This is a genomic window from Streptomyces carpinensis, assembly GCF_002154505.1.
GTDB lineage: Bacteria > Actinomycetota > Actinomycetes > Streptomycetales > Streptomycetaceae > Streptomyces > Streptomyces carpinensis.
Genome location: NZ_MUBM01000477.1, coordinates 1 through 21,126 on the forward strand (window position 1 = coordinate 1; position 21,126 = coordinate 21,126).

The window sequence follows — 21,126 nt, forward strand, 5'->3', positions numbered from 1 at the left end:
GCTCCGAGGACGGCGGCTACGGCGGTGGGGGCGGCGGAGGCAGCCGCTCCGAGGACGGCGGCTACGGCGGCGGAGGCAACCGCTCCGAGGACGGCGGCTACGGCGGCGGCGAAGAGAGCGGCAAGGGGGAGCACTTCCGCCACGGCGTCCGTGCGGGCGAGGGCGGCACCATCGCCGGCTTCGACCTGAAGGAGATCGGCATGGGCACCGCGCTCATCGCGGGCTCGGTCGGCGCGGCGTACTACCTCTCACGCCGCCGCACCGGCGAAGAAGGCGCCGCCTGACTCCCCGTCCGCCCCGGCACAGACCTTCGTCCGGGGCCCGAACGGGTCCGGGACGAGGGGCGGGCGACGTGTCGCGGCGGAGCGGGAGGGCGAGAACCCGGACCCGGCAGGAGGCCGCTCAAGGAGACGAAAGATCCGGCCTCCTCGACACACGAGGAGACCGGATCCACGGCCGTGACGGCGTGTGTGACGTCGTCAGGCGCGCTTGCCGAAGTGCCGGCGGATCCAGAAGACGGTGCCCGCGAGGGCGCCCGTCCCCAGCAGCCCGCCGCCGATGGCGACGTCGGCCTTGGTGGCACCGCCGACACCGCCCTGGACGCTGCCGACGGCGGTCAGGACCACCGGAACGGCCAGGGTGCGACCGCCGTCGCGGCGGACCGTGACGCCGTGCGCCTCGGCGCGGGCGCCCGGGTGGATCGCCCCGATGCCCCACGCCGTCCGGCCGGAACCGTCGGCCGGCCTTACCGGTGTCGTGCCGAACACGGACGACGCCGCCTCCCGGCCGCCGCGCCACCCGACCACGGGGAGCGTCCGGTTGCCGGGGCCGGCCTCCGCGTTGGTGCCCGGGGCGTCGCCGCGCTCCGCCACGGCCTTCGGGGCCGCCAGCCCGACGGTGGCGACCGCGGCGACCAGAACCGCCAAAGGAGTACGAGCAGTGTGCATGAGAACCTCCGTGGAAGGCGCCCCGGGGACACGTACCCGGTCGATCGGCGAGACAGCGCCTCCCGGAAAAACCCTCAGGTGCCGTGTGCCAGGGCGCATTTCGGAGGTCGTCCGTCCTGGTGAGCCGGGGTCGACAGGATTTCACCCCGTCAGATGTCGGCGCAGGTCATGGGCTGTCGGAGAACGCCCGCCGGGAGCGGCTCCGTTGGCGTACCGAGATCGACGGCCGCCACCCGTTCGCTCCCGCCCCGTCGCCGGTCGCGCGCGCGGGACTTAGCGTTCCCGTATGCGCGAAGGACGGGGCGACGGCCGCGTCGAGAGGTGATGGCGAATGTCTGTGAACAAGCTGTCCGACGCCGAGGAGGAGCGGGGGCCACGGAAGAAGCGCACCCCGTGGGGTGTGATAGCGATCGTTCTGCTCACCGGACTCGCCCTCGTCCGCAACGGTTCGGGAGAGTTCGACGCCGGCCCGCCGCAGCCCGCGAGGGCCGCCGCGCCGGAGAGCAGCCAGGCGCCCGGTACCTCGCCCGCGACCCCGCACGGGGCGCCGCGGCCGCTGCCGTTCTCGGTGCCCGACCGGGTGCGGATTCCCCTGATCCAGGTGGACGCGCCCATCACACCGGTCGGCGTGGACTCGGACGGGTGGGTGGCGGCGCCGCCGCCGGACGACCCGAATCTGGCCGGCTGGTTCAACGGTGCCGTAACCCCTGGGGAAAAGGGAACCGCGGTCGTCGTGGGACATGTGGACAACAAGATGGGCCCGGCGGTGTTCTACGGACTCGGCGCCCTGAAGAAGGGAAACCACGTCGAGATCCACCGGCAGGACGGGAGGACCGCGGTCTTCGAGGTGTACGGCGTGGAGGTGTTCGAGAAGGCGAACTTCCCCGGCGACCGCGTGTACGGCTCGAAGGGCACGCCGGAGCTGCGGGTCATCACCTGCGGCGGTTTCTACAGCAAGCAGACCGGATACGAGGGGAACGTCGTCGTCTTCGCCCGACTGGTCCAGGTTCTGTGAACGTCCCGCACGGCGGCGTGGCACACCGGGCGGCGCGCCTTGGCCGCCTCAGGTGTAGTTCCGGCGCGGCACGGTGAAGCGGTAGCCCTCGTCCAGCAGCCTGGGGAGGTATCTGCGCAGTGCGCCGACGGTCTGTGTGCGGTCGCCCCCGGCGTCGTGGGAGAGCACCACGACGCCGGGGGCGGCGCCGCGCTCGACCCTGCGGACGATGGCGCCGGTTCCGGGGGTGGTCCAGTCGAGGCTGTCCACGGTCCAGGCCAGCGGTTCCATGCCCATCTCGGCGTTGAGCTGGAAGACGTTGCGGTTCCAGGCGCCGTAGGGGGCGCGGAACCACAGGGGCCGCTCGCCGTAGGTCTTCTCGATGAGGTCGCTGGTGCTCTCGAGCTCGTCGCGGATCTTCCGGCGGGTGAGCCGTGTGAGCAGCGGGTGGGTCCAGGTGTGGTTGCCGACCACGTGGCCCTCGTCGGCCATCCGGGCCAGCAGGTCCCGGTTCCAGTCGGCCATCTCGCCGCACACCATGAACGTCGCGCGGATGTCGTACTTGGCCAGGGTGTCCAGGATGCGCGGGGTGTACTCCGGGTTGGGGCCGTCGTCGAAGGTCAGCAGCATGGTGTTGCCGCGCCCCGAGAAGCGCAGGATCGGCGCGTGCCGCACCGTGGTCGGCAGTGGCAGGGCGCGCTGGGGGGCGTCGCCGGTCAGGGGCTGAAGGCGGTACGCGTCGGGCTTGAGCGCACTGTGCGCCTGGGGGCCCGCGGCGGGCGCGGCCGGCGGTGCCGGGGAGTCGGAGGAGCCGGAGAACAGCAGACCTGCCGTGCCGGCCGCTCCCGCCGCCCCGAGGACAGCGGCCCCGGCGAGCAGTGCCCGGCGCCGCGTGAGCAACTCATCCTTCTGCATGAGTGATCAGTGACCGGACGGTTCCTGCGGCACCGGTACGGCGGCACGAAAGCACCCGCCTGGCCCACTGCCGCGTGCGGCAGCCCGTTGCTTGTCGCTCTGTCGGCGCGGACGGCCCCGCCCCGGCGCCTCCTCAGCGGCGGCGCACCAGTGGGAACGGCAGCGTCTCACGGATCGTCAGTCCGGTGAGGAACATGACGAGCCGGTCGACGCCGATGCCGAGGCCGCCGGTGGGCGGCATGGCGTATTCGAGGGCGTCGAGGAAGTCCTCGTCCAGTTCCATCGCCTCCGGGTCGCCGCCGGCGGCGAGCAGGGACTGGGCGGTGAGACGGCGGCGCTGTTCGACGGGGTCGGTCAGCTCGGAGTAGGCGGTGCCGAGTTCGGTGCCGAAGGCGACCAGGTCCCAGCGCTCGGCGAGCCGGGGCTCGGTGCGGTGCTGCCGGGTGAGCGGGGAGACCTCGGTCGGGAAGTCCTTGTAGAAAGTGGGCGGCCCCGTGCGCTCCTCGACCAGCCGCTCGTACAGCTCCAGGACGATGTCTCCGGGGCCGTCGTCGGCGGTGTAGGGCACCCCGGCGCGGTCGCAGTGCCGGCGCAGCGCCACCAGGTCCGTTCCGGGGCCGATCTCCTCTCCCAGCACCTCGGAGATCGCCCCGTGCACGGTCTTGACCGGCCAGGTGCCGGAGATGTCGTACTCCGTGCCGTCCTTGTGGACGACCGGGCGGCCGAGGGCGGCGGTGGCGGCGCCCTGGATCAGCTCGCGGGTGAGGTGGAGCATCACGTCGTAGTCGGCGTAGGCCTGGTAGGCCTCCAGCATGGTGAACTCGGGGTTGTGCTTGGGGGAGACGCCCTCGTTGCGGAAGGTGCGGCCCATCTCGAAGACCTTCTCCAGGCCTCCGACGCACAGGCGCTTGAGGTACAGCTCGGGGGCGATGCGCAGGTGGAGGTCGAGGTCGTAGGCGTTGATGTGGGTGGTGAACGGACGCGCGTTGGCCCCGCCGTGGATCTGCTGGAGCATCGGCGTCTCGACCTCGAGGAAGCCGCGGTCCAGCAGGCCCTGGCGCAGCGCCTGTACGGCGGTGGAGCGGACGCGGACGACGGCGCGGGCCTCGGGGCTCGCGACCAGGTCGAGGTAGCGCATGCGCACCTTGGCCTCGGGATCGGCCAGTCCCCTGCGCTTGTCCGGCAGGGGGCGCAGGCACTTGCCGAGCAGCTGCCAGGAGGTGACGAAGACGGTCGGTTCGCCCTTGTCGCTGAGGCCCGTGCGGCCGGTGGCGGTGATGTGGTCGCCGATGTCGGTGTCGGCGGTGAAGCGGTCGAGGGCGGCCGGGCCGGTGCCGTCGCGGGTGAGTGCGAGCTGGTGGTCGCCGGACCAGTCGCGCAGGACGGCGAAGACGATGCCGCCGAAGTCGCGTACGAGCATGATCCGGCCGGCGACCGTGACCTGCTCGCCCTCGCGGGCTTCGGCGCGGACCTCGGCGAGGGTGCGGGTGCGGGCCGGGGCGCCGACCGGGTACGGGTCGGTGCCCGCGGCGCGCAGCCGCTCCAGCCGGGCGTGCCGGACGCGGACCTGGTCGGGCATTCCGGCGTACGGGGCCTCGGCGCGCTCCGCCTCCTCGAGGCCGAGCGCGGTGAGCGGGGGAAGGTGGTCGGTGGTGGCGGGCCGCGGGCCCGGCCGGGCGTGGCCCTTGCCCCACAGCTTGCGCAGCGAGGGTACGGGGACGAAGCCCTCGGCGATGCCGGAGGCGAGGCCGATGCGGGCGAGGGAGGCGGTCTCGCCGTAGCAGATGTAGCGCGGGTACCACTCCGGTCGGTACTTGGCGTTGGACCGGTAGAGCGCCTCCAGTTGCCACCAGCGGGAGAAGAACAGCAGCAGGCGGCGCCACAGGCGCAGCACCGGGCCGGCGCCGATGCGGGCGCCCTCCTCGAACACCGAGCGGAACACCGCGAAGTTCAGCGAGATGCGGCGCACGCCGAGCCTGGGGGCGGCCGCGCACAGTTCGGCGACCATGAACTCCATGACGCCGTTGGGTGCGGTGCGGTCGCGGCGCATCAGATCCAGGGAGACGCCGTCGGGGCCCCAGGGCACGAAGGAGAGCAGGGCGAGAAGACGGCCGTCGGCGGCCAGTGCCTCGACGAGCAGGCAGTCGCCGTCGGCGGGGTCGCCGAGGCGGTCCAGGGCCATGGAGAACCCGCGTTCGGTCTCGGTGTCGCGCCAGGCGTCGGCCTTGTCGATCACCTCCTCCATCTCCTTGTCGGTGAGGGCCGCGTGCCGGCGGACGCGGGAGGTGGCGCCGGTGCGGCGGACGCGGCGCACGGCCTGCCGGGCCACCCGCATCTCCCGGCCGTCCAGGTCGAAGCCGGCGATGTGCACGATCGCCTCGTCGCCGAGCTGGAGGGCGCCGAGCCCGGCGCGGACGTAGGCGCGGGCGCCGTCCTCGGAGGCGCCCATCACGGCGGGCGTCCAGGCGTGGCGGCGGGCCACGTCCAGCCAGGCGGCGATGGCGTGCGGCCAGGCCTCGCGGTCGCCCACGGGGTCGCCGCTGGCCAGGCAGACCCCGGCCTCGACGCGGTAGGTGACGGCGGCCTTGCCGCTGGGTGAGAAGACCACGGCCTTGTCGCGGCGGGTGGCGAAGTAGCCGAGCGAGTCGTCCTGTCCGTAGGCCTTGAGCAGGGCGCGGATGCGGATCTCCTCGTCGCCGTGCAGGGCGGCTTCCAGGCGCTGTGAGCGGAACAGTGTGGCGGCGGCGTTGAGCAGGGCCAGCGCCCCGAACAGGCCGAGCAGGAAGGTCACCGGGCGGGGTGGGTGACCGTCGAAGTCGCGGGCGGAGACCAGGCTGCCCATGACCCGGTTGGCCGACCAGGCCAGGTGCAGGTTCGGCGGCAGGGTGCCGGGGAAGAGGGCGACCAGGCCCCAGCCGGCCAGGACGGCCACGATGAGCCCGGCGGCCAGCACGGCCAGGGCCCGCCACACCGCGCCCCGGCGGGAGGCGGCGTAGAACTCCCCGCGGGCGGCGATCAGCAGCAGCAGCGCGAGGCCGCACAGGACGAGGGAGGACAGCGACTCGGCGTACTGGCCGAGCGCCAGGCCGAGGGCGTCGCTGAGGATGACCAGGCCCAGATAGACGACGACCAGCCACCAGGCGACCTTCTTGCGGGCGGCGGTCGCGCCCGCCAGCAGGAACAGGAAGGCGGCGTAGGCGAGGTTGGCGCTGATCGGAACGAGGAGCTGGTCCAGCAGGCGGACGACGGGGTGGAGCAGCGCGCGCAGTGGGGCGATGAGGTCGAGCAGCGCGCAGAGCAGGGCGAGGGCGCCGAAGAAGAGGGCGCAGCCCTCGGGCACCCTGCCGAGGAGGCCGCTCCCGTGCGGCCGGGCGGGTTCATCGGCGCCCCTGGGCGGGGCGGCACCGGCGGTGGCGGTCATGGCGGGTCGGTCACTGCTGGTCGGTCATGGCTGGGTCGGCGTGGCTGAGTGGTCGAGGCCGGGCGGTCCGGCTGTCGGTTGTCCGGCTGCGCGGTCATGGGTGTGCACGGGTGGCGGCGCTCATGGTTCCGACTGTAGGAACACCGTGCCCGGGGCGCTCGTCGGGACCGCCCCGGCCCTCGGCCGGAACTGCGTCTTCCGATAGCCTCGCGAGTGTGACGGAACAGCACGAGGAGCACGAGCGGCGCGCGCAGGGGTTCGAGCGGGGCACGGACGGCCCGAAGGTGATCGTGGCCGGGGTGGACGGCTCCGACTCCTCGATGCGTGCGGCCGCCTACGCCGCCGGTCTGGCCCGGCGGCAGCGCGCTCTGCTGGCCCTCGTGTACGTGCAGCCGGTGATGACGACGGGGGCGGCGCTGGGGGCGCCGGTGGCCGAGGCGACCGACGCGATCGCCGAGGACCTGGTGCAGCAGATCCGGGAGGGGACGGAGCGGCTGAAGGGGATATTCGAGGTCCGCTGGGAGTTCCACACCTTCCGCGGCGATCCGTACAACGGCCTGGTGAAGGCCGCGGACGAACTGAGGGCGGACGCGGTCGTGGTGGGCGCCTCCGAGCAGGCGGGCCATCGCCTCATCGGCTCGGTGGCGGTCAAGCTGGTCAAGGCGGGACGCTGGCCGGTGACGGTGGTGCCGTAGCCGACGGCGGCGGCGCCGCGGCCGTCCGAGGCATGCACGGCGTCTTCCGTACCCGGCCGGGCTGAGCCATCATGATCCGCCGTCAGCGGATTGCCGTCTGCGAAGAGGTGAGGCTCATGGCCAGGCTCCGGATGGGTGAAGGCATTCTCCGGCGTAAACCCATCGAACACATCGAGGAGACGGAAGCCGGAGAGGGACCGAAGCTCGAGCGGTCGCTCGGGCTGTGGCAGCTGACGGCGATCGGCGTGGGCGGCATCATCGGCGCGGGCATCTTCACGCTCGCCGGCACGGTGGCCAACGGCACGGCGGGCCCCGCGGTGCTCGTGTCCTTCCTGATCGCCGGCGTCGCCAGCGCCGCCGCCGCGCTGTCCTACGCCGAGTTCGCGGGGATGATCCCGAAGGCGGGCTCCGCCTACACCTACGGCTACGCGGTGCTCGGCGAGTTCGCCGGCTGGTTCATCGGCTGGGACCTGCTCCTGGAGTACACGGCGATCGTGGCCGTGGTCGCGATCGGCATCTCGGGGTACTTCAGCTTCCTGATCGAGGACATGGGCGCGAAGCTGCCCGCGTGGATGCTGGGCGCGCCCGGCACGGGATCCGGGCACAAGGTCGACCTGTTCGCCGTCGTCCTGTGTCTGCTCATCGCGTGGCTGCTGACCCTCGGCATCCGCAACGCGGCCCGCTTCGAGATGATCGTGGTGGTGCTGAAGGTGCTTGTGGTGCTGGTGGTGATCATCGTCGGCGTCTTCCACATCGACACGGCCAACTACCACCCGTTCTTCCCCTACGGCGTCGGCGGGGCCTTCACCGGCGCGGCGACCGTGTTCTTCGCGGTCTTCGGCTACGACGCCATGTCGACGGCCGCCGAGGAGTCCAAGGACGCGCAGCGGCACATGCCGAAGGCGATCATCTACTCGCTGGCGATCGCGATGGTGCTGTACGTGGCGGCCTGCCTGGTGCTGACCGGGATGCAGAACTACAAGCACATCGACAAGGAGAGCGGCTTCTCGACCGCGTTCAAGTCGGTGGGGCTGGGCAGCCTGGCGGACATGATCGCGGTGGGCGCGATCATCGGCATCCTGACCGTGATGTTCACGTTCATGCTGGGCGTGACCCGGGTGTGGTTCTCGATGTCCCGCGACGGGCTGCTGCCCCGGTGGTTCGCGAAGACGCACCCCACGCGGCACGTGCCGACCCGGGTGACGTGGATCGTCGGGGTGGCGTCGGCCGTCATCGCCGGGTTCCTGCCGATCGCCGAGGCGGCCGAACTGACCAACATCGGCATTCTGCTGGCGTTCGTGGTGGTGTGCACGGCGGTGATCGTGCTGCGCTACCGGCAGCCGGAGCTGCCGCGCAGCTTCCGTACGCCGTGGATGCCGTTCGTGCCGGCGCTGGGCGTGGTCTTCTCGATCTGGCTGATCACGTTCCTCCAGTGGCAGACGTGGGTGCGGTTCGTCGTGTGGTTCCTGGTCGGCTGCGTGATCTACTTCGGGTACTCGTACAAGCGGTCGGTGCTGGCCACAAACCGGCGGGCCGTGGACTGAGCCGCGGACTCGACGCCCTCCGGCGCGGTACGGACGCCGTGACCCGCCGCCGGCCGGGGGCCCGGCGCGGCGGGCGCGGCGTGCCCCGAGGGCGCGCCGCGCTGCTCCCGATGCTCGGCCTGGCAGGCGGCGCCCGCGGCGAGGACGGCCGTCAGGACCAGTGCCACCTGGTGTCTGCGTGCGATCATCGGTCACCTCACTGCGTTCGTGCGCCGGCTCGGTCCTATGGGCGGATGGACGGACAAGACATACAAATGGGTACGAAATTGGCGGCCGTCGCAAACGGCCCGGGCGGTGCCGTTAACCCGTCCGGTGGACGCCACTCGGGTCTTTCGTTTGGATCAGGCCGGATCAGGGAGCGGGGTCGGGTGCGTGCAGCTGCAAGGCGTGCCAGGGCCCGCGAGCCCGGCATGGTCCAAACGAGGGGCCCTAGGAAGGACGGACCGTTCGTCGAACCGTTCGTCGACGCGATCGACCGTCCGTCGCACAGCCGTGCGCGTGCACTGTCCCCGCACGGGACCCTGCGCTGCGATACGGCCATGACGGCCGGAACCGCCCTCCCCCGCGTGACCACGACCGCCGAGCACGAGCTCGCCGCGCTGCAGCGCGAGCACGGCCGGCCGCTGTTCGCCCTGCTCCTGCGGCTGTGCGACGGCGACCGGCAGCGCGCCGAGGACCTGCTCCAGGAGACGCTGGTGCGCGCCTGGCAGCACCCCGAGGCGCTGCGCGCCGACTCCTTCGCCTCCGTTCGGCCCTGGCTGCTGACCGTCGCGCGCCGGCTCGCCATCGACGCGCGCCGGGCCCGGCAGGCCAGGCCGCCGGAGGTGGGGGACGCGGTCCTGGAGAACGTACGGGTGATCGCCGACCACGCCGAGCGGGCCGCCGCGATGCTCGACGTGCGTGAGGCTGTGAAGACACTCACGCCGCAGCACCGTGAAGTCCTGGTGCTGGTGTACTTCCAGGGGGCGAGTGTGGCGGAAGCCGCCGAAACCCTGGGCATTCCGCCCGGTACCGTGAAGTCCCGCGCGTACTACGCGCTGCGCGCCCTGCGCAGGGTGCTCCCGGGATACGCGGCCGACCTGCGGTGAAACCGACCGCCGGGTCAAACCTCCGTAAAGCGCCTTGCTGTGGACCACTGTTGAGTAATCGGCTGTTCTCATCCGTGTTCCGGATGGGCCTGTCCCAGGAGCCGGGGTCGAGCGACGCGCACGCACCGGAGGAAGGCAGGAAGGGATGCTGCACAGAGGTCAAGAGAGCACGGACGGCGGCGGTGAACTGGCCGTCCCCATGGCCTGGTTGTACGCCGAGTACATCGCCGACGAGCTACTGCGCACCGGCGATCTGATGCCGCCGGCGTCCGTGGAGTTCCGCGCCGGCCGGGACGCGCTGGCGCTGACCGTCTTCCTGTCCGACTCCGGGGGCGAGCTCTCCGGCATCCGGGTGGTCTCGCAGCTGGAGACCTGGCTGTCGCTGACCGCGTACGACCAGCCGTGGGAGGACTGGGTGCGCGAGCGGATGACCGACCTGGCGGCCGACGCGCACGCCTGCGGCGTCCCCTCGCCGGACCTGGCGCTGGCCGAGGCCGCCTGGCGGTGGCTGGAGGAGACCGAACTGCTCGCGCCCGATCTGGACGCGGTGCCGGGCGGGGCGGGCGCGGTGAGCGAGGACGAGGGACCGCAGGTGTGGACGCCCGCCTGGCGGCTCGGACTGCCCCTCGGACACCTGGCCATCCACCTTTTCTAGCCGCATTCCGATACGGACCAATCCGCGGGCCCGGCCGCTCCGAACCCCTTGATTACGATTCGGTGCGTGGCTTGAGTGATTCGGCACTCCGGTGCGTACCGGTGGGAGCAACGAGTAACCCCACCCGCACCCACCGCGAGGATTCCGCATGAGGTCCCTGGAAAGGCATCGCGACGTCGGCGCTTACGCGCTCGGCGTGCTCGACGAGGCGGACGCGTTCCGCTTCGAGGACCACCTCATGGAGTGCCCTCGCTGCACGGCGCAGGTGACCGAGTTCGGCGCCACGGCACGACAGCTGCTGCTGTACCGGCGGGCCACTCCGCACTTCGTGCACCCCATGTCCCAGCCCGGTCCCCGGCTGCTGGAGCGGCTGGCCGGCGAGGTGGTGCGCCGGCACCGGGCCGGACGCCGGCGCCTGCTGTTCGGCCTGGCCGCCTCCGTGGTGCTCGCCGTCGGCGGACCGGCGGCCGCGGTCGTCGCCCGGCACGCGGACGGGGCCGTCCGGGTCGCCGCCACCGACGCGGCCACCGGGGTGTGGGCGGAGGTCAGCGCGGCGGACGCGGGCTGGGGCAGCGAGGTGCGGTTGCGGGTCAAGGACGGGGCCGGACCTCACTCCTGCCTGCTCGTCGCCGTGGGCCGGGACGGGTCCGAGCAGACGGTGACCACCTGGATGGTCCCCACCGACGGCGCCGGGCCGAACACCGTCATGGGCGGCGCGGCCCTGCACCCCGACCAGATCGCCCGCTTCGAGGTGCGTACGGCGGACGGGCAGCACCTGGTGACGCTCGACCCGCCCTGATCCCCTCCACGGCTCGTCGCCCACGCCCCTGCTCCCTCACCGCTCTGCCGTGGACCCCGGCCCTCTGCCCCCGGCGCCCCGGCTACTTGAGCAGTCGCGACAGCCTGCGGTCCGCCAGCGGCTTGCCGCCCGTCTGGCAGGTGGGGCAGTACTGCAGCGAGGAGTCGCTGAAGGACACCTCGCGGACGGTGTCGCCGCACACCGGGCAGGGCTCGCCGGTGCGGCCGTGCACCCTCAGGCCGCTCTTCTTCTCGGCCTTCAGCCGGCCGGCCGCCACGCCCCGCGAGCGCTCGACCGCTTCCGTCAGCGTGGTGCGCAGCGCCTCGTACAGCCTTCGGGTCTCCTCCGGCGTCAGGGAGGCGGCCAGCTTGAACGGGGACATCCTCGCCGCGTGCAGGATCTCGTCGCTGTAGGCGTTGCCCACGCCCGCGATCAGGCCCTGGTCCCGCAGCGCGCCCTTGATCTGACGCCGCTCCCCCGCCATCAGCCGGGCGAACCGCTCCTCGTCGAAGTCGTCGGCCAGTGGGTCGGGGCCGAGCCGGGCCACGCCCGGCACCTCCTGCGGATCCTCTACGACGTACACGGCGAGCCGCTTCTGGGTGCCGGCCTCGGTGAGGTCGAAGCCCGCGCCGGTCTCCAGCGCGACACGCAAGGCAAGGGGGCCCTTCCCCGGCCGGGGCGGGCCGTCGGGCAGGCGGTCCCTCCACTGGAGCCAGCCCCCGCGGGCGAGATGGGTGACCAGGTGCGGGCCGCCGTCGGTCGCCAGGTCCAGGAACTTGCCGTGCCGCGCGACAGCGGTGACCTCGTGGCCCTCCAGGGCGGTGACGGGAGGGTCGTAGGTCTTCAGGACGCTGATCGCGACGGGCAGCACGCGGACCACCTCGTGACCGACCAGGTTCTCGGCGAGGAAGTCCTTGAGCGCTTCCACTTCGGGCAGTTCCGGCATGCCTCAAGAGTGCCACCCGGCACCGGTGCCGCCACGCGGCACGCGCGGCGGTTCAGGCGCGCTCGGGCACCACGAACTCGCACCACATGCACTTGCCGCCGCCCCGCGCCTCCACGCCCCACACGTCGGTGAGCCGGTCGACGAGCAGCAGGCCACGGCCCGAGACGCCCTGCTCCCCCGGCTCCCGGCGGCGCGGCAGGGCGCTGGAGGAGTCCTCGACCTCCACCCGCAGCCTCCGGTCGGTGCCGCTGAGCACCCGCAGGGTGACGATGGCCGCGCCCTCGGTGTGCATGAGGGCGTTGGTTATCAGTTCGTCGGCCACGAGTTCGATCTCGTCGGAGCGCTCCCGGGCGCCCCAGGAGCGGACCGTCGAGCGGATCATGTGCCGGGCCCGGGTCAGGGCCTCGGGGTCGCCGGGCGCCACGTGGTGCTGGAGCCGGCCCAGCGGCCGGCGCTCGGTCAGCGCGCGGCGGCGAAGCACCAGCAGCGCCACGTCGTCGTCGCCGCCCCGCTTCTCGGCCATCTCGATCAGCCGGTCGGCGAGCGCCCGTACGTCCTCGGGTCCCGCGGCGATGGACTCGACGAGGGCCCGCATGCCGTCGTCGAGGTCGGCGCCGGGCTGTTCGACGAGCCCGTCGGTGCACAGCACCAGGGAGTGCCCGGGGTCGAGTTCCATGGCGCAGACCGGGTACTCCAGGCTGCCGAACTCCGCGGACAGGCCGAGCGGCAAACCGCCGTCGACGGCGACCCGGCGGCAGGTGCCGTCGTTCAGCCGCACCAGCGGGTCGATGTGCCCCGCCCGGACCACCTGGACGACGCCGGTGGACAGGTCTGCCTCCGCGTACAGGCAGGTCGCGAAGCGGTCGGTGTCCAGCTCGTGCAGGAAGATCGATGCGCGGGCCATCACGGTGGCCGGGGTGTGGCCCTCGGCGGCGTAGGCGCGCAGCACGATGCGCAGCTGGCCCATGACGGCGGCGGCGTGCGTGTCGTGGCCCTGCACGTCCCCGATGACGGCGCCGACCCGGCCGCCGGGCAGCGGGATCAGGTCGTACCAGTCGCCGCCGATGTCCCGGCCGAGGGAGCCGCCGGCGTAGCCGGAGCGGTAGCGGACGGCGACGTCGGCGCCGGGCACGCTGGGGATGGTGCGCGGCAGCATGGCCTGCTGCAGGCCCTGGGCGAGGTCCTTCTCCTGTTCGTAGAGCATGGCGCGCTGCAGGCTCTGCGCGATGCTGCTGCCGAGGGCGACGAGGACGTTGCGCTCCTCCTGTGTGAAGCCGTGACGGCCGCTGTAGAGCAGGCCCATGCCGCCGATCGGGCGGGCCTGGGCGATCAGCGGCAGATAGGCGGCCGAGGTGATGTCCAGGCCGGTGATGTGCGGCCACAGGATGGGATAGCAGTCGGCGAACTCCTCCGGGGACTCGATGAAGCGGGGTCTGAGGGTGCGCACCGCCTCGCTCAACGGGTACGGATCGTCGACCCGGGTGACCTCGGTGCCCGGTACGGAGCTACCCGCCGGTCCTTCCGCGACGAGCCGGAGGCGGCCGGCCTCGAGCAGGCCGAGGACCAGACTGGTGGAGCCCAGCAGGGCCAGGCCGTGGCTGTCCTTGACGACGTCGATGACGTCCTGCACGGTGCGGGCGTGGGCGAGGGCCGCGGTGGTGACCTGGACGACGTTGGTCTGCTCACGCCGGGCCGCGTCCAGGGCCTCCCGTTGCCGGCGGCCGACGCCGTCCTCGAGCTCCCGGGTGGCGTCCCGGAGGATCCCGATGATCCGGCGGGGGCGGCCGGACGCGTCGCGGCGGATGCAGCCCTGGACGTAGGCCCAGCGCAGGGAGCCGTCGCGGCGGCGCAGCCGCAGGTAGGTGCCGTAGTTCTCGCTGCCGTCCTTCATCGCGCGGGCCACCAGAGCGTCCAGCCGCTCGCTCTCCCCGCCCGTCAGCCGGGGATCGAGGCTCCCGGGGTGCCCGTCGTACTCCTCGGGGGTGATGTCGAGGATCCGGTGGGCCATGGCGTCCATGCCGAGCAGACCGGTGTCCAGGTCCCAGTCGAAGCTGCCCATGCGGTTGAGAGCCAGGATCGGGTCCGGGTGGACGGGCCAGTCGTCCGGGAGTGACAGGGTGGGCGCTCCCCGTTCAGCCATGGGGCCACCTTGCCAGGGTTTGTCTGATTCTTCGAGCCGGGCGTGGGGTAGCCGGAGCCCGTCACCCTTGTGCGCTTCACTCGCCGGGGTCACGCGGGCCGGGCAACCTGGAGACGGAGCGTGACCGGTGTCGCGGCACACGGACGACCGGCTGCGACGGCCCCGTACACGGAGGACCGGCCGCGGCGGCATTCGTCCGGAACTTCGGCGGCACCATGGAGAAGAGGAGCGTGCACGGCCGTGGGATGGTTCACCGCACCCGACTACTGGCTGAGCCGGCTGGTCTTCCAGCGGGCCCTGGCCGCCGTGTATCTCGTGGCGTTCCTGACGGCCGCTCGGCAGTTCCGCGCGCTGCTCGGCGAGCGCGGCATGCTGCCGATCCCCTGGTTCGTCGAGCGGGTGCCGTTCAGGCTGGCGCCGAGCCTGTTCCACTGGCGCTACTCCGACTCGTTGTTCGCGACGGTCGCGTGGGGCGGGTGCGCCGTGTCGGCCGCGCTGCTCGCGGGCCTGGACTCGTGGCTGCCGCTGTGGGGCGGCATGCTGCTGTGGCTGGTGCCGTGGGCGCTGTACCTCTCGATCGTCAACGTCGGGCAGACCTGGTACGGATTCGGGTGGGAGTCGCTGCTGCTGGAGACCGGCTTCCTCGCGGTGTTCCTGGGCAACGACGAGGTGGCCCCGCCCGTCCTCGTGCTGTTCCTGATGCGCTGGATCCTCTTCCGCGTCGAGTTCGGCGCGGGGCTGATCAAGCTGCGCGGCGACGCGTGCTGGCGGCAGCTGACCTGTCTGTACTACCACCACGAGACACAGCCGATGCCGGGCCCGCTGAGCTGGTTCTTCCACCATCTGCCGGCGCCCCTGCACAAGGCCGAGGTGGCCGCCAACCACGTCACGCAACTGCTGGTGCCGTTCCTGCTGTTCACCCCGCAGCCGATCGCCACGGCCGCGGCGTCGCTGATGATCCTGACCCAGCTGTGGCTGGTGCTCTCGGGCAACTTCGCCTGGCTGAACTGGATCACGATCGTGCTGGCCCTGCCGGCGGTCCAGTGGCCCTCGGGTGCGGCGCCGGCGTCCGTGCCCGCGGCCCCGCTGTGGTACGAGGTGGTGGTCCTGGCCGTCACCGTGCTCGTGGTGGCCCTCAGCTACCGCCCGGTGCTGAACATGATCTCCCGGCGGCAGGTGATGAACCGCTCCTTCGACCCGCTGCACCTGGTCAACACCTACGGCGCGTTCGGCAGCATCAGCCGCGTCCGCTACGAGGTGGTGGTCGAGGGCACGCTGGACGACTCGCCCCGGGAGGACTCCGACTGGCGGGAGTACGAGTTCCGGGGTAAGCCCGGTGATCCACGGCGCTGGCCGCGCCAGTTCGCGCCGTACCACCTGCGGCTGGACTGGCTGATGTGGTTCGTCGCGCTGTCCCCCGCGTACGCCGGCGCCTGGTTCGGGGTCCTGATGGAACGGCTCCTGGAGAACGACCGCGACACCCTCCGGCTCCTGCGCCGCTCCCCCTTCCCACCGGATCGTCCACCGCGCTACGTCCGTGCCCGCCTGTTCCGCTACCGCTACACGACCTGGGAGGAACTGCGTGCGACCGGATCCTGCTGGGACCGCACGTACGTGCGTGACTTCCTGGCGCCGACCCGGCTGGCGGAGACGGCCCGCAAGCCCTGACCGGCCTGCTGGCGGGGAGAACCGGTCACGAGCCGGGCCGGTCCAGTCCGTAGACGCGGGTCGCGGTTCCCTGGAAGACCGCCGTGCGTTCGTGCGCGGTGAGCGCGGAGGTCAGGTCACGGGCGGCGGCCAGGACTTCCCCGTACGACGCCGCGAGGGTGCACACCGGCCAGTCCGAGCCGTACATCAGGCGGTCCGGGCCGAAGGCGCCCATCACCACGTCCGCGTAGGGCCGCAGGTCGGCGGCGGTCCAGGTGGCGGGGTCGGCCTCCGTGACCATGCCCGAGAGCTTGCAGACGGTGTTGGGCAGGGCGGCGAGGGCACGGACGTCGCTCGCCCAGGGTTCCGTCCGGCCCGAGGCGATCGCGGGCTTGCCCAGGTGGTCGAGGACGAACGTGAGGCCGGGGTGCTCGGCCGCCGCCCTGGCGCAGGCCGGGAGCTGCTGGTCCACGACGACCAGGTCGTACACCAGGCCGGCGTCCGCCACGGCGGCCAGGCCCCGGCGCACGTCCGCGCGCAGCAGCCACTCCGGATCGGGCTCGGCCTGCACCTGGTGGCGGACGCCCTTGAGGCGGCGGCCGCCGGGGAGCCCCCGCAGGCGCGCCAGTTCGTCGGCGATGTCGGGGCGGGTGAGGTCCACCCAGCCGACCACGCCGGCGATCAGGTCGTGGCCCTCCGCCAGGGCCAGGAGCTCGGGGGTCTCCTCGGGCACGGTGACCGTCTGCACGAGGACCGTGCGGTCGACTCCGGCCTCCAGCGCCCGGGGTTCGAGGTCCGCGATCGTGAAGTTCCGGCGCAGGGGGCGGAGTTCGGGGCCGTTGATCCAGTCCTGGTCGCGCACGCCCAGGTCCCAGACATGGTGGTGGGCGTCGACGGTCACGGCAGCTCCCACACGACGGGCAGGCCGGCGTCCGCGCCTTCGGCGGAGTAGTCGTGCACGACGTCGAGCAGTTCGGCCATCCGGGCCTGCCAGGCCACGTTGACCGGCAGTCCCTCCAGTTCGGCGAGGAGACGGCCGTAGTCCTCGCACTCCAGCAGGTGGAACAGGTCGGTTCCGCTGCGCCAGATGGTCCAGGACGTGGCGCCGGCGGCGCGGATGGCGGCGGTGAGTTCGGCGGGGACCTCGCGGTGGGCGGCCTCGTAGGCGGCGATCCGGTCGGCGCGGACCTTGGTGTGCAGGACGACTCTCAACGCGGACTCTCCTCGGTGGGGACGGGGGCTCGGGCGGGCAGCAGTCCGGTCTCCCGCAGTTCCCGCCAGAAGGCGGCGGGGACGGGGGTCGCGAACTGCTCGGCGCAGTCGCGCACTTCGGTGGCCGAGCGGGCACCGGCCAGGACGCTCGCCACCGCCGGGTGCGCCGCGCAGAAGGCCAGGGCCGCGGCGCGCAGGGTGATCCCGTGCCGGTCGGCGAGCGCCTTCATGCGCAGTGCGCGATCGAGCGGTCCGGCGGGCGCCTGCGCGTAGTCGTAGGTGGCTCCCGGCCTCGGGTCGGCGAGGAGGCCGGAGTTGAAGACGCCGCCGATCACCACGGACACACCCCGCTCGGTGGCGGCGGGCAGCAGGTCGGCCAGCGCGCTCTGGTCGAGCAGGGTGTAGCGGCTGGCGCACAGCACCACGTCCACGTCGGTGTCCTGGACGAAGCGGGTCAGCATCCGCGACTGGTTCATGCCCGCCCCGATCGCGCCGACCACTCCTTCCGCGCGCAGCTTCTCCAGCGCCGGGTAGCCCTCCCGGAAGGCCTGTTCGGCGTGGTCGTCGGGGTCGTGGAGGTAGACGACGTCCACGCGGTCCAGGCCGAGCCGTTCCAGGCTCCGCTCCAGGCTACGGCGCACGCCGTCCGCGCTGAAGTCCCACACGCGGCGGTGGGTGGCGGGCACCGCGAAGCCGTGGGCGAGGTCGTCGCCGCCCCGGTCCGTGGGCTCCAGCAGCCGGCCGACCTTGGTGGAGATCGTGTACGCCGACCGGGGGCGGGTGCGCAGTGCCGCGCCGAGGCGCCGCTCGGACAGGCCGAGGCCGTAGTGCGGTGCCGTGTCGAAGTAGCGGATGCCGTGCCGCCAGGCGGCGGCCACGGTCTCATGCGCCTGCTCCTCGCCGACCTCGGCGTAGAGGTTGCCGATCGCGGCCGCGCCGAAGCCGAGGGGGCCGACGGCGACGGCGCTGCGGCCGAGGGTGCTCACCGGCCCGCCGGGCGCAGCCGCAGGCCCTGCATCCCTCCGTCGACGGCGAGGGAGGTTCCGGTGGTGGCGCCGGACAGCGGTCCCGCCAGGTAGGCGATGGCTCCCGCGACCTCGGCCGCCGTGACCAGGCGGCCGGTGGGCTGGCGGGCCTGGAGGGCCGTGCGTTCGGTGGCCGGGTCGGGGGCGGCGTCCAGCAGGTGGCCGATCCACGGGGTGTCCACGGTGCCGGGGTTGACGCAGTTGACGCGGATGCCCTCGCGGACGTGGTCGGCGGCCATGGCGAGGGTGAGCGAGTACACGGCGCCCTTGGTGGCGCTGTAGAGCGCCCGTTGGGGCAGGCCGGCCGTGGCGGCGATCGAGCAGGTGTTGACGATCGCCGCGTGCCGCGAGTCGCGCAGGTGCGGCAGGGCGGCGCGGGCCGTGCGGACCATGCCGAGGACGTTGACGTCGAAGACGCGGCGCCACTCCTCGTCGTCGTTGTCCTCGACGGTGCCCTGGGCACCGATGCCCGCGTTGTTGACCAGTACGTCGAGTCCGCCGAGTTCGGCGACGGCCGCCGCGACGGCCTCGCGCACGCTGGCGTCGTCCGTCACGTCGGCGCGGAAGGCGAGCAGCGGCTTGGTCACGGACGACGGGTCCAGGTCGAGGACGGCGACCTGCGCGCCCCGCTCGGCGAGGAGTTCGGCGGTGGCCCGGCCGATGCCGGAGGCGCCGCCCGTCACCAGCGCCCGGAGTCCGTCGAAGTCGCTCATGCGGCCTGTCCCTTCTGAAGCTGCTGACGGTCGGGGTCGGCGGCCCAGAAGACGCCGCCTGGAAAGGTGTAGCGGTCGATCGACTCCGGCCGCATGGCGGCCGAGAAGCCCGGGGTGGTGGGCGCCGTGTAGTGACCGTCGCGGATCACCACAGGGTCCAGGAAGTGGTCGTGGAGGTGGTCGACGTACTCGATGACGCGGTCCTCGGTGGTGCCGGAGACGGCCACGTAGTCGAACATGGACAGATGCTGCACCAGTTCGCACAGGCCGACCCCGCCGGCGTGCGGGCACACCGGAACGCCGAACTTGGCGGCCAGCAGCAGGATCGCGAGGTTCTCGTTGACACCGCCGACGCGGGCCGCGTCGATCTGGAGCACGTCGAGGGCGCCGGCCTGGAGCATCTGCTTGAAGACGATGCGGTTCTGCACGTGCTCGCCGGTTGCGACCTTCACCGGTGCCACGGCCTCGCGGATGGCCGCGTGGGCGAGGACGTCGTCGGGGCTGGTGGGCTCCTCGATCCAGTACGGGTCGAACGGCGCCAGCGCCCTGGTCCAGCGGATCGCCTCGGCCACCCCCCAGCGCTGGTTGGCGTCGACGGCCATGCGGATGCCGGGGCCGATCACCGCTCGGGCCACGCGGCAGCGCCGTATGTCGTCCTCCAGATCCGCCCCGACCTTGAGCTTGATCTGTGTGAAGCCCTCGGCGACGGCCTGGGCGGCGAGCCGGGTCAGTTTCTCGTCGTCGTAGCCGAGCCAGCCGGCGGAGGTCGTGTAGGCGGGGTAGCCGCGCTCCAGGAGCCGGGCGGTGCGCTCCGGCGCGCCCTGCCGGCCGCGGCGCAGGATGTGCAGCGCCTCCTCGGGGGTGAGGGCGTCGGTGATGTACCGGAAGTCGATCTGGCCGACCAGCCACGCGGGATCGGCCTCGGCGAGCACCCGCCACAGGGGCTTGCCCGCGCGCTTGGCGGCCATGTCCCACACCGCGTTGACGACCGCGCCGATCGCCATGTGCATCACGCCCTTCTCGGGGCCCAGCCAGCGTAGTTGGCTGTCGCCGATCAGGTCCCGGAAGAGCGAGCCGGGGTCGGCGCACACCTCCTCGACGGTCCGTCCGGTCACGTGGTGGCGCAGCGCGTGGATCGCGGCGACCTGGACGTCGTTGCCGCGCCCGATGGTGAAGGTGAATCCGTGTCCCTCCAGGCCGTCCGCGGCGTCCGTGCGCAGCACGACGTAGGCCGCCGAGTAGTCGGGGTCCGGGTTCATCGCGTCGGAGCCGTCGAGCTCGCGCGAGGTGGGGAAGCGGATGTCGTAGGTGTCGACCGCGGTGATGCGCTCGGGCGTCGGGGACACGGATGGCCTTTCGGTCGGTGACGGGGGAACCGGCGCGGTCAGTCCTGGGCGCGGCCCGTCGTCACGCGCGCGATCATGAGGGCGACCAGGATGATCCCGCCGTAGATGGCTTGGATCCAGAACGACGGCACCTGCGCGAGGGTGAGCAGGTTCTGCACCACGCCGAGCAGGAGTACGCCGGTCAGCGCGCCGAACATGGTGCCCTTGCCGCCGTCGAGGCTGATGCCGCCGATCACCGCGGCCGCGAACACCGTGAAGATCATGTTCTGGCCCTGGTTGGCGCTGATCGCGCCGACGTAGCCGGTCTGCATGATGCCGCCGACGGAGGCGAGGACGCCCGCGACGACGTACACGCCGAGCACCACCCGCTCGACGCGGATGCCGGCCGCGCGGGCCGCGTCCGCGTTGCCGCCGATGGCGTACAGGGCGCGGCCCACGCGGTGGTACTTCAGGAGGAGTCCGGTCACCGCGAAGGCGACGGCGGCCAGCCACACCGACAGCGGGATGGTCAGGAAGGTGGTGGTGGCCAGGGAGTAGAAGGCGTCGGGCATGCCGAACAGCGTCTTCCCCTTGGTCGCGCCGACCAGCAGGCCGCGCAGCACGATCAGCATGGCCAGGGTCACGATGAAGGCGTTGAGCCTGAACCTGACGACCAGGACGCCGTTGAACGCGCCGACGGCCGCGCCGGCGACGAGGACCGCGAGCAGGGCCACGGGGGCCGGGAACTCGGTGCCCCAGCCCGACTGGGCCGAGGGCAGCACGAGCAACGCCCCCACGGCGGGCGCGATGCCGACGACGGATTCCAGGGAGAGGTCGAACTTGCCGGTGATCAGCACCAGCGACTCGGCGAGCACGACCATGGCCAGGGCGGCGGAGGCGCCCAGGATCGAGATCAGGTTCCGTTCGGTGAGGAACGAGTCGTTGACGATCGTGCCGAGCACCATGAGCAGCAACAGGGCGGGCACGAGGGCGAGTTCGCGGGCCCGGCGCAGCAGGACCGTCCTGGCCGAGGCGGCGGCGGGCCCGCGAACTCGCCCTC

19 protein-coding genes and 1 pseudogene are annotated in these 21,126 nt (G+C 72.5%); 8 read left to right on the forward strand and 12 right to left on the reverse strand.

Going from position 1 to position 21,126, the window contains the following annotated elements:
- Nucleotides 1-284, forward strand: a pseudogene (locus BZY54_RS52540) (hypothetical protein); the annotation flags it as partial.
- Between the two features lie 195 nt (nt 285-479).
- Here BZY54_RS52540 and BZY54_RS43880 read toward each other — a convergent pair.
- Nucleotides 480-947, reverse strand: a complete 468-nt coding sequence (locus BZY54_RS43880; RefSeq protein WP_143668268.1) for a hypothetical protein — start codon at nt 945-947, stop codon at nt 480-482.
- Between the two features lie 331 nt (nt 948-1,278).
- Between BZY54_RS43880 and BZY54_RS43885 the strand changes: the two genes are divergently transcribed.
- Nucleotides 1,279-1,962 (forward strand): class F sortase, encoded by a 684-nt coding sequence (locus BZY54_RS43885; protein WP_167414175.1) that lies wholly within the window; start codon nt 1,279-1,281, stop codon nt 1,960-1,962.
- Between the two features lie 48 nt (nt 1,963-2,010).
- Here the strand turns inward: BZY54_RS43885 and BZY54_RS43890 are convergent, their stop codons facing one another.
- Together BZY54_RS43890 and lysX are read right to left on the reverse strand one after the other, a co-directional pair.
- Entirely contained in the window at nt 2,011-2,856 is an 846-nt protein-coding gene (locus BZY54_RS43890) for a polysaccharide deacetylase family protein (RefSeq protein ID WP_086730946.1), read from the reverse strand.
- Between the two features lie 133 nt (nt 2,857-2,989).
- Entirely contained in the window at nt 2,990-6,277 is a 3,288-nt protein-coding gene (gene lysX / locus BZY54_RS43895; RefSeq protein WP_086730947.1) for a bifunctional lysylphosphatidylglycerol synthetase/lysine--tRNA ligase LysX, read from the reverse strand.
- Nucleotides 6,278-6,492: 215 nt separating this feature from the next.
- Here lysX and BZY54_RS43900 point away from each other — a divergent pair, with 215 nt between their 5' ends.
- A complete protein-coding gene (locus BZY54_RS43900) occupies nt 6,493-6,972 on the forward strand; it encodes a universal stress protein (protein ID WP_244217627.1) in 480 nt (159 codons plus the stop codon).
- A 116-nt stretch (nt 6,973-7,088) separates the two neighbouring features.
- Nucleotides 7,089-8,516 (forward strand): amino acid permease, encoded by a 1,428-nt coding sequence (locus BZY54_RS43905; RefSeq protein ID WP_086730949.1) that lies wholly within the window; start codon nt 7,089-7,091, stop codon nt 8,514-8,516.
- Here the strand turns inward: BZY54_RS43905 and BZY54_RS43910 are convergent.
- Nucleotides 8,456-8,704 (reverse strand): hypothetical protein, encoded by a 249-nt coding sequence (locus BZY54_RS43910; RefSeq protein WP_086730950.1) that lies wholly within the window; start codon nt 8,702-8,704, stop codon nt 8,456-8,458. The genes BZY54_RS43905 and BZY54_RS43910 overlap by 61 nt on opposite strands.
- Nucleotides 8,705-9,055: 351 nt before the next feature.
- Here BZY54_RS43910 and BZY54_RS43915 point away from each other — a divergent pair, with 351 nt between their 5' ends.
- From BZY54_RS43915 to BZY54_RS43925, 3 genes are all read left to right on the forward strand, one after another.
- Nucleotides 9,056-9,604 carry a sigma-70 family RNA polymerase sigma factor gene (locus tag BZY54_RS43915; RefSeq protein ID WP_086730951.1) on the forward strand — a complete coding sequence of 183 codons (549 nt, stop codon included), beginning with the start codon at nt 9,056-9,058 and terminating at the stop codon, nt 9,602-9,604.
- Nucleotides 9,605-9,749: 145 nt separating this feature from the next.
- Nucleotides 9,750-10,259, forward strand: a complete 510-nt coding sequence (locus tag BZY54_RS43920) for a hypothetical protein (protein WP_086730952.1) — start codon at nt 9,750-9,752, stop codon at nt 10,257-10,259.
- Nucleotides 10,260-10,407: 148 nt separating this feature from the next.
- A complete protein-coding gene (locus BZY54_RS43925; protein ID WP_086730953.1) occupies nt 10,408-11,058 on the forward strand; it encodes a zf-HC2 domain-containing protein in 651 nt (216 codons plus the stop codon).
- An 82-nt stretch (nt 11,059-11,140) separates the two neighbouring features.
- Here the strand turns inward: BZY54_RS43925 and BZY54_RS43930 are convergent, their stop codons facing one another.
- Together BZY54_RS43930 and BZY54_RS43935 are read right to left on the reverse strand one after the other, a co-directional pair.
- Entirely contained in the window at nt 11,141-12,004 is an 864-nt protein-coding gene (locus BZY54_RS43930) for an Fpg/Nei family DNA glycosylase (RefSeq protein WP_086730954.1), read from the reverse strand.
- Between the two features lie 52 nt (nt 12,005-12,056).
- A complete protein-coding gene (locus tag BZY54_RS43935; RefSeq protein ID WP_086730955.1) occupies nt 12,057-14,144 on the reverse strand; it encodes a SpoIIE family protein phosphatase in 2,088 nt (695 codons plus the stop codon).
- A gap of 240 nt (nt 14,145-14,384) precedes the next feature.
- Between BZY54_RS43935 and BZY54_RS43940 the strand changes: the two genes are divergently transcribed.
- Nucleotides 14,385-15,812, forward strand: a complete 1,428-nt coding sequence (locus tag BZY54_RS43940; RefSeq protein WP_086730956.1) for a lipase maturation factor family protein — start codon at nt 14,385-14,387, stop codon at nt 15,810-15,812.
- Between the two features lie 25 nt (nt 15,813-15,837).
- Here BZY54_RS43940 and BZY54_RS43945 read toward each other — a convergent pair whose 3' ends face one another.
- The 6 genes from BZY54_RS43945 to BZY54_RS43970 are packed head-to-tail and all read right to left on the reverse strand — an operon-like array spanning nt 15,838 to nt 21,082.
- The gene (locus BZY54_RS43945) at nt 15,838-16,692 is read right to left on the reverse strand and encodes an amidohydrolase family protein (protein WP_086730957.1); all 855 of its coding nucleotides are present in this window, start codon (nt 16,690-16,692) and stop codon (nt 15,838-15,840) included.
- Entirely contained in the window at nt 16,689-17,003 is a 315-nt protein-coding gene (locus BZY54_RS43950; RefSeq protein WP_086730958.1) for an L-rhamnose mutarotase, read from the reverse strand. Before BZY54_RS43950 ends, BZY54_RS43945 begins: the two co-directional genes overlap by 4 nt.
- Nucleotides 17,000-17,989, reverse strand: coding sequence for an aldo/keto reductase (locus tag BZY54_RS43955; protein ID WP_086730959.1), 990 nt, complete (start codon nt 17,987-17,989; stop codon nt 17,000-17,002). Before BZY54_RS43955 ends, BZY54_RS43950 begins: the two co-directional genes overlap by 4 nt.
- Nucleotides 17,986-18,741: an SDR family NAD(P)-dependent oxidoreductase gene (locus BZY54_RS43960; RefSeq protein ID WP_086730960.1), complete on the reverse strand. Its 756-nt coding sequence runs from the start codon at nt 18,739-18,741 to the stop codon at nt 17,986-17,988. Before BZY54_RS43960 ends, BZY54_RS43955 begins: the two co-directional genes overlap by 4 nt.
- Complete coding sequence (locus tag BZY54_RS43965) at nt 18,738-20,087, reverse strand: L-fuconate dehydratase (protein WP_086730961.1); 1,350 nt, start codon at nt 20,085-20,087, stop codon at nt 18,738-18,740. Before BZY54_RS43965 ends, BZY54_RS43960 begins: the two co-directional genes overlap by 4 nt.
- Before the next feature lie 38 nt (nt 20,088-20,125).
- Entirely contained in the window at nt 20,126-21,082 is a 957-nt protein-coding gene (locus BZY54_RS43970; protein WP_244217628.1) for an ABC transporter permease, read from the reverse strand.
- Between the last annotated feature and the right edge of the window lie 44 nt (nt 21,083-21,126).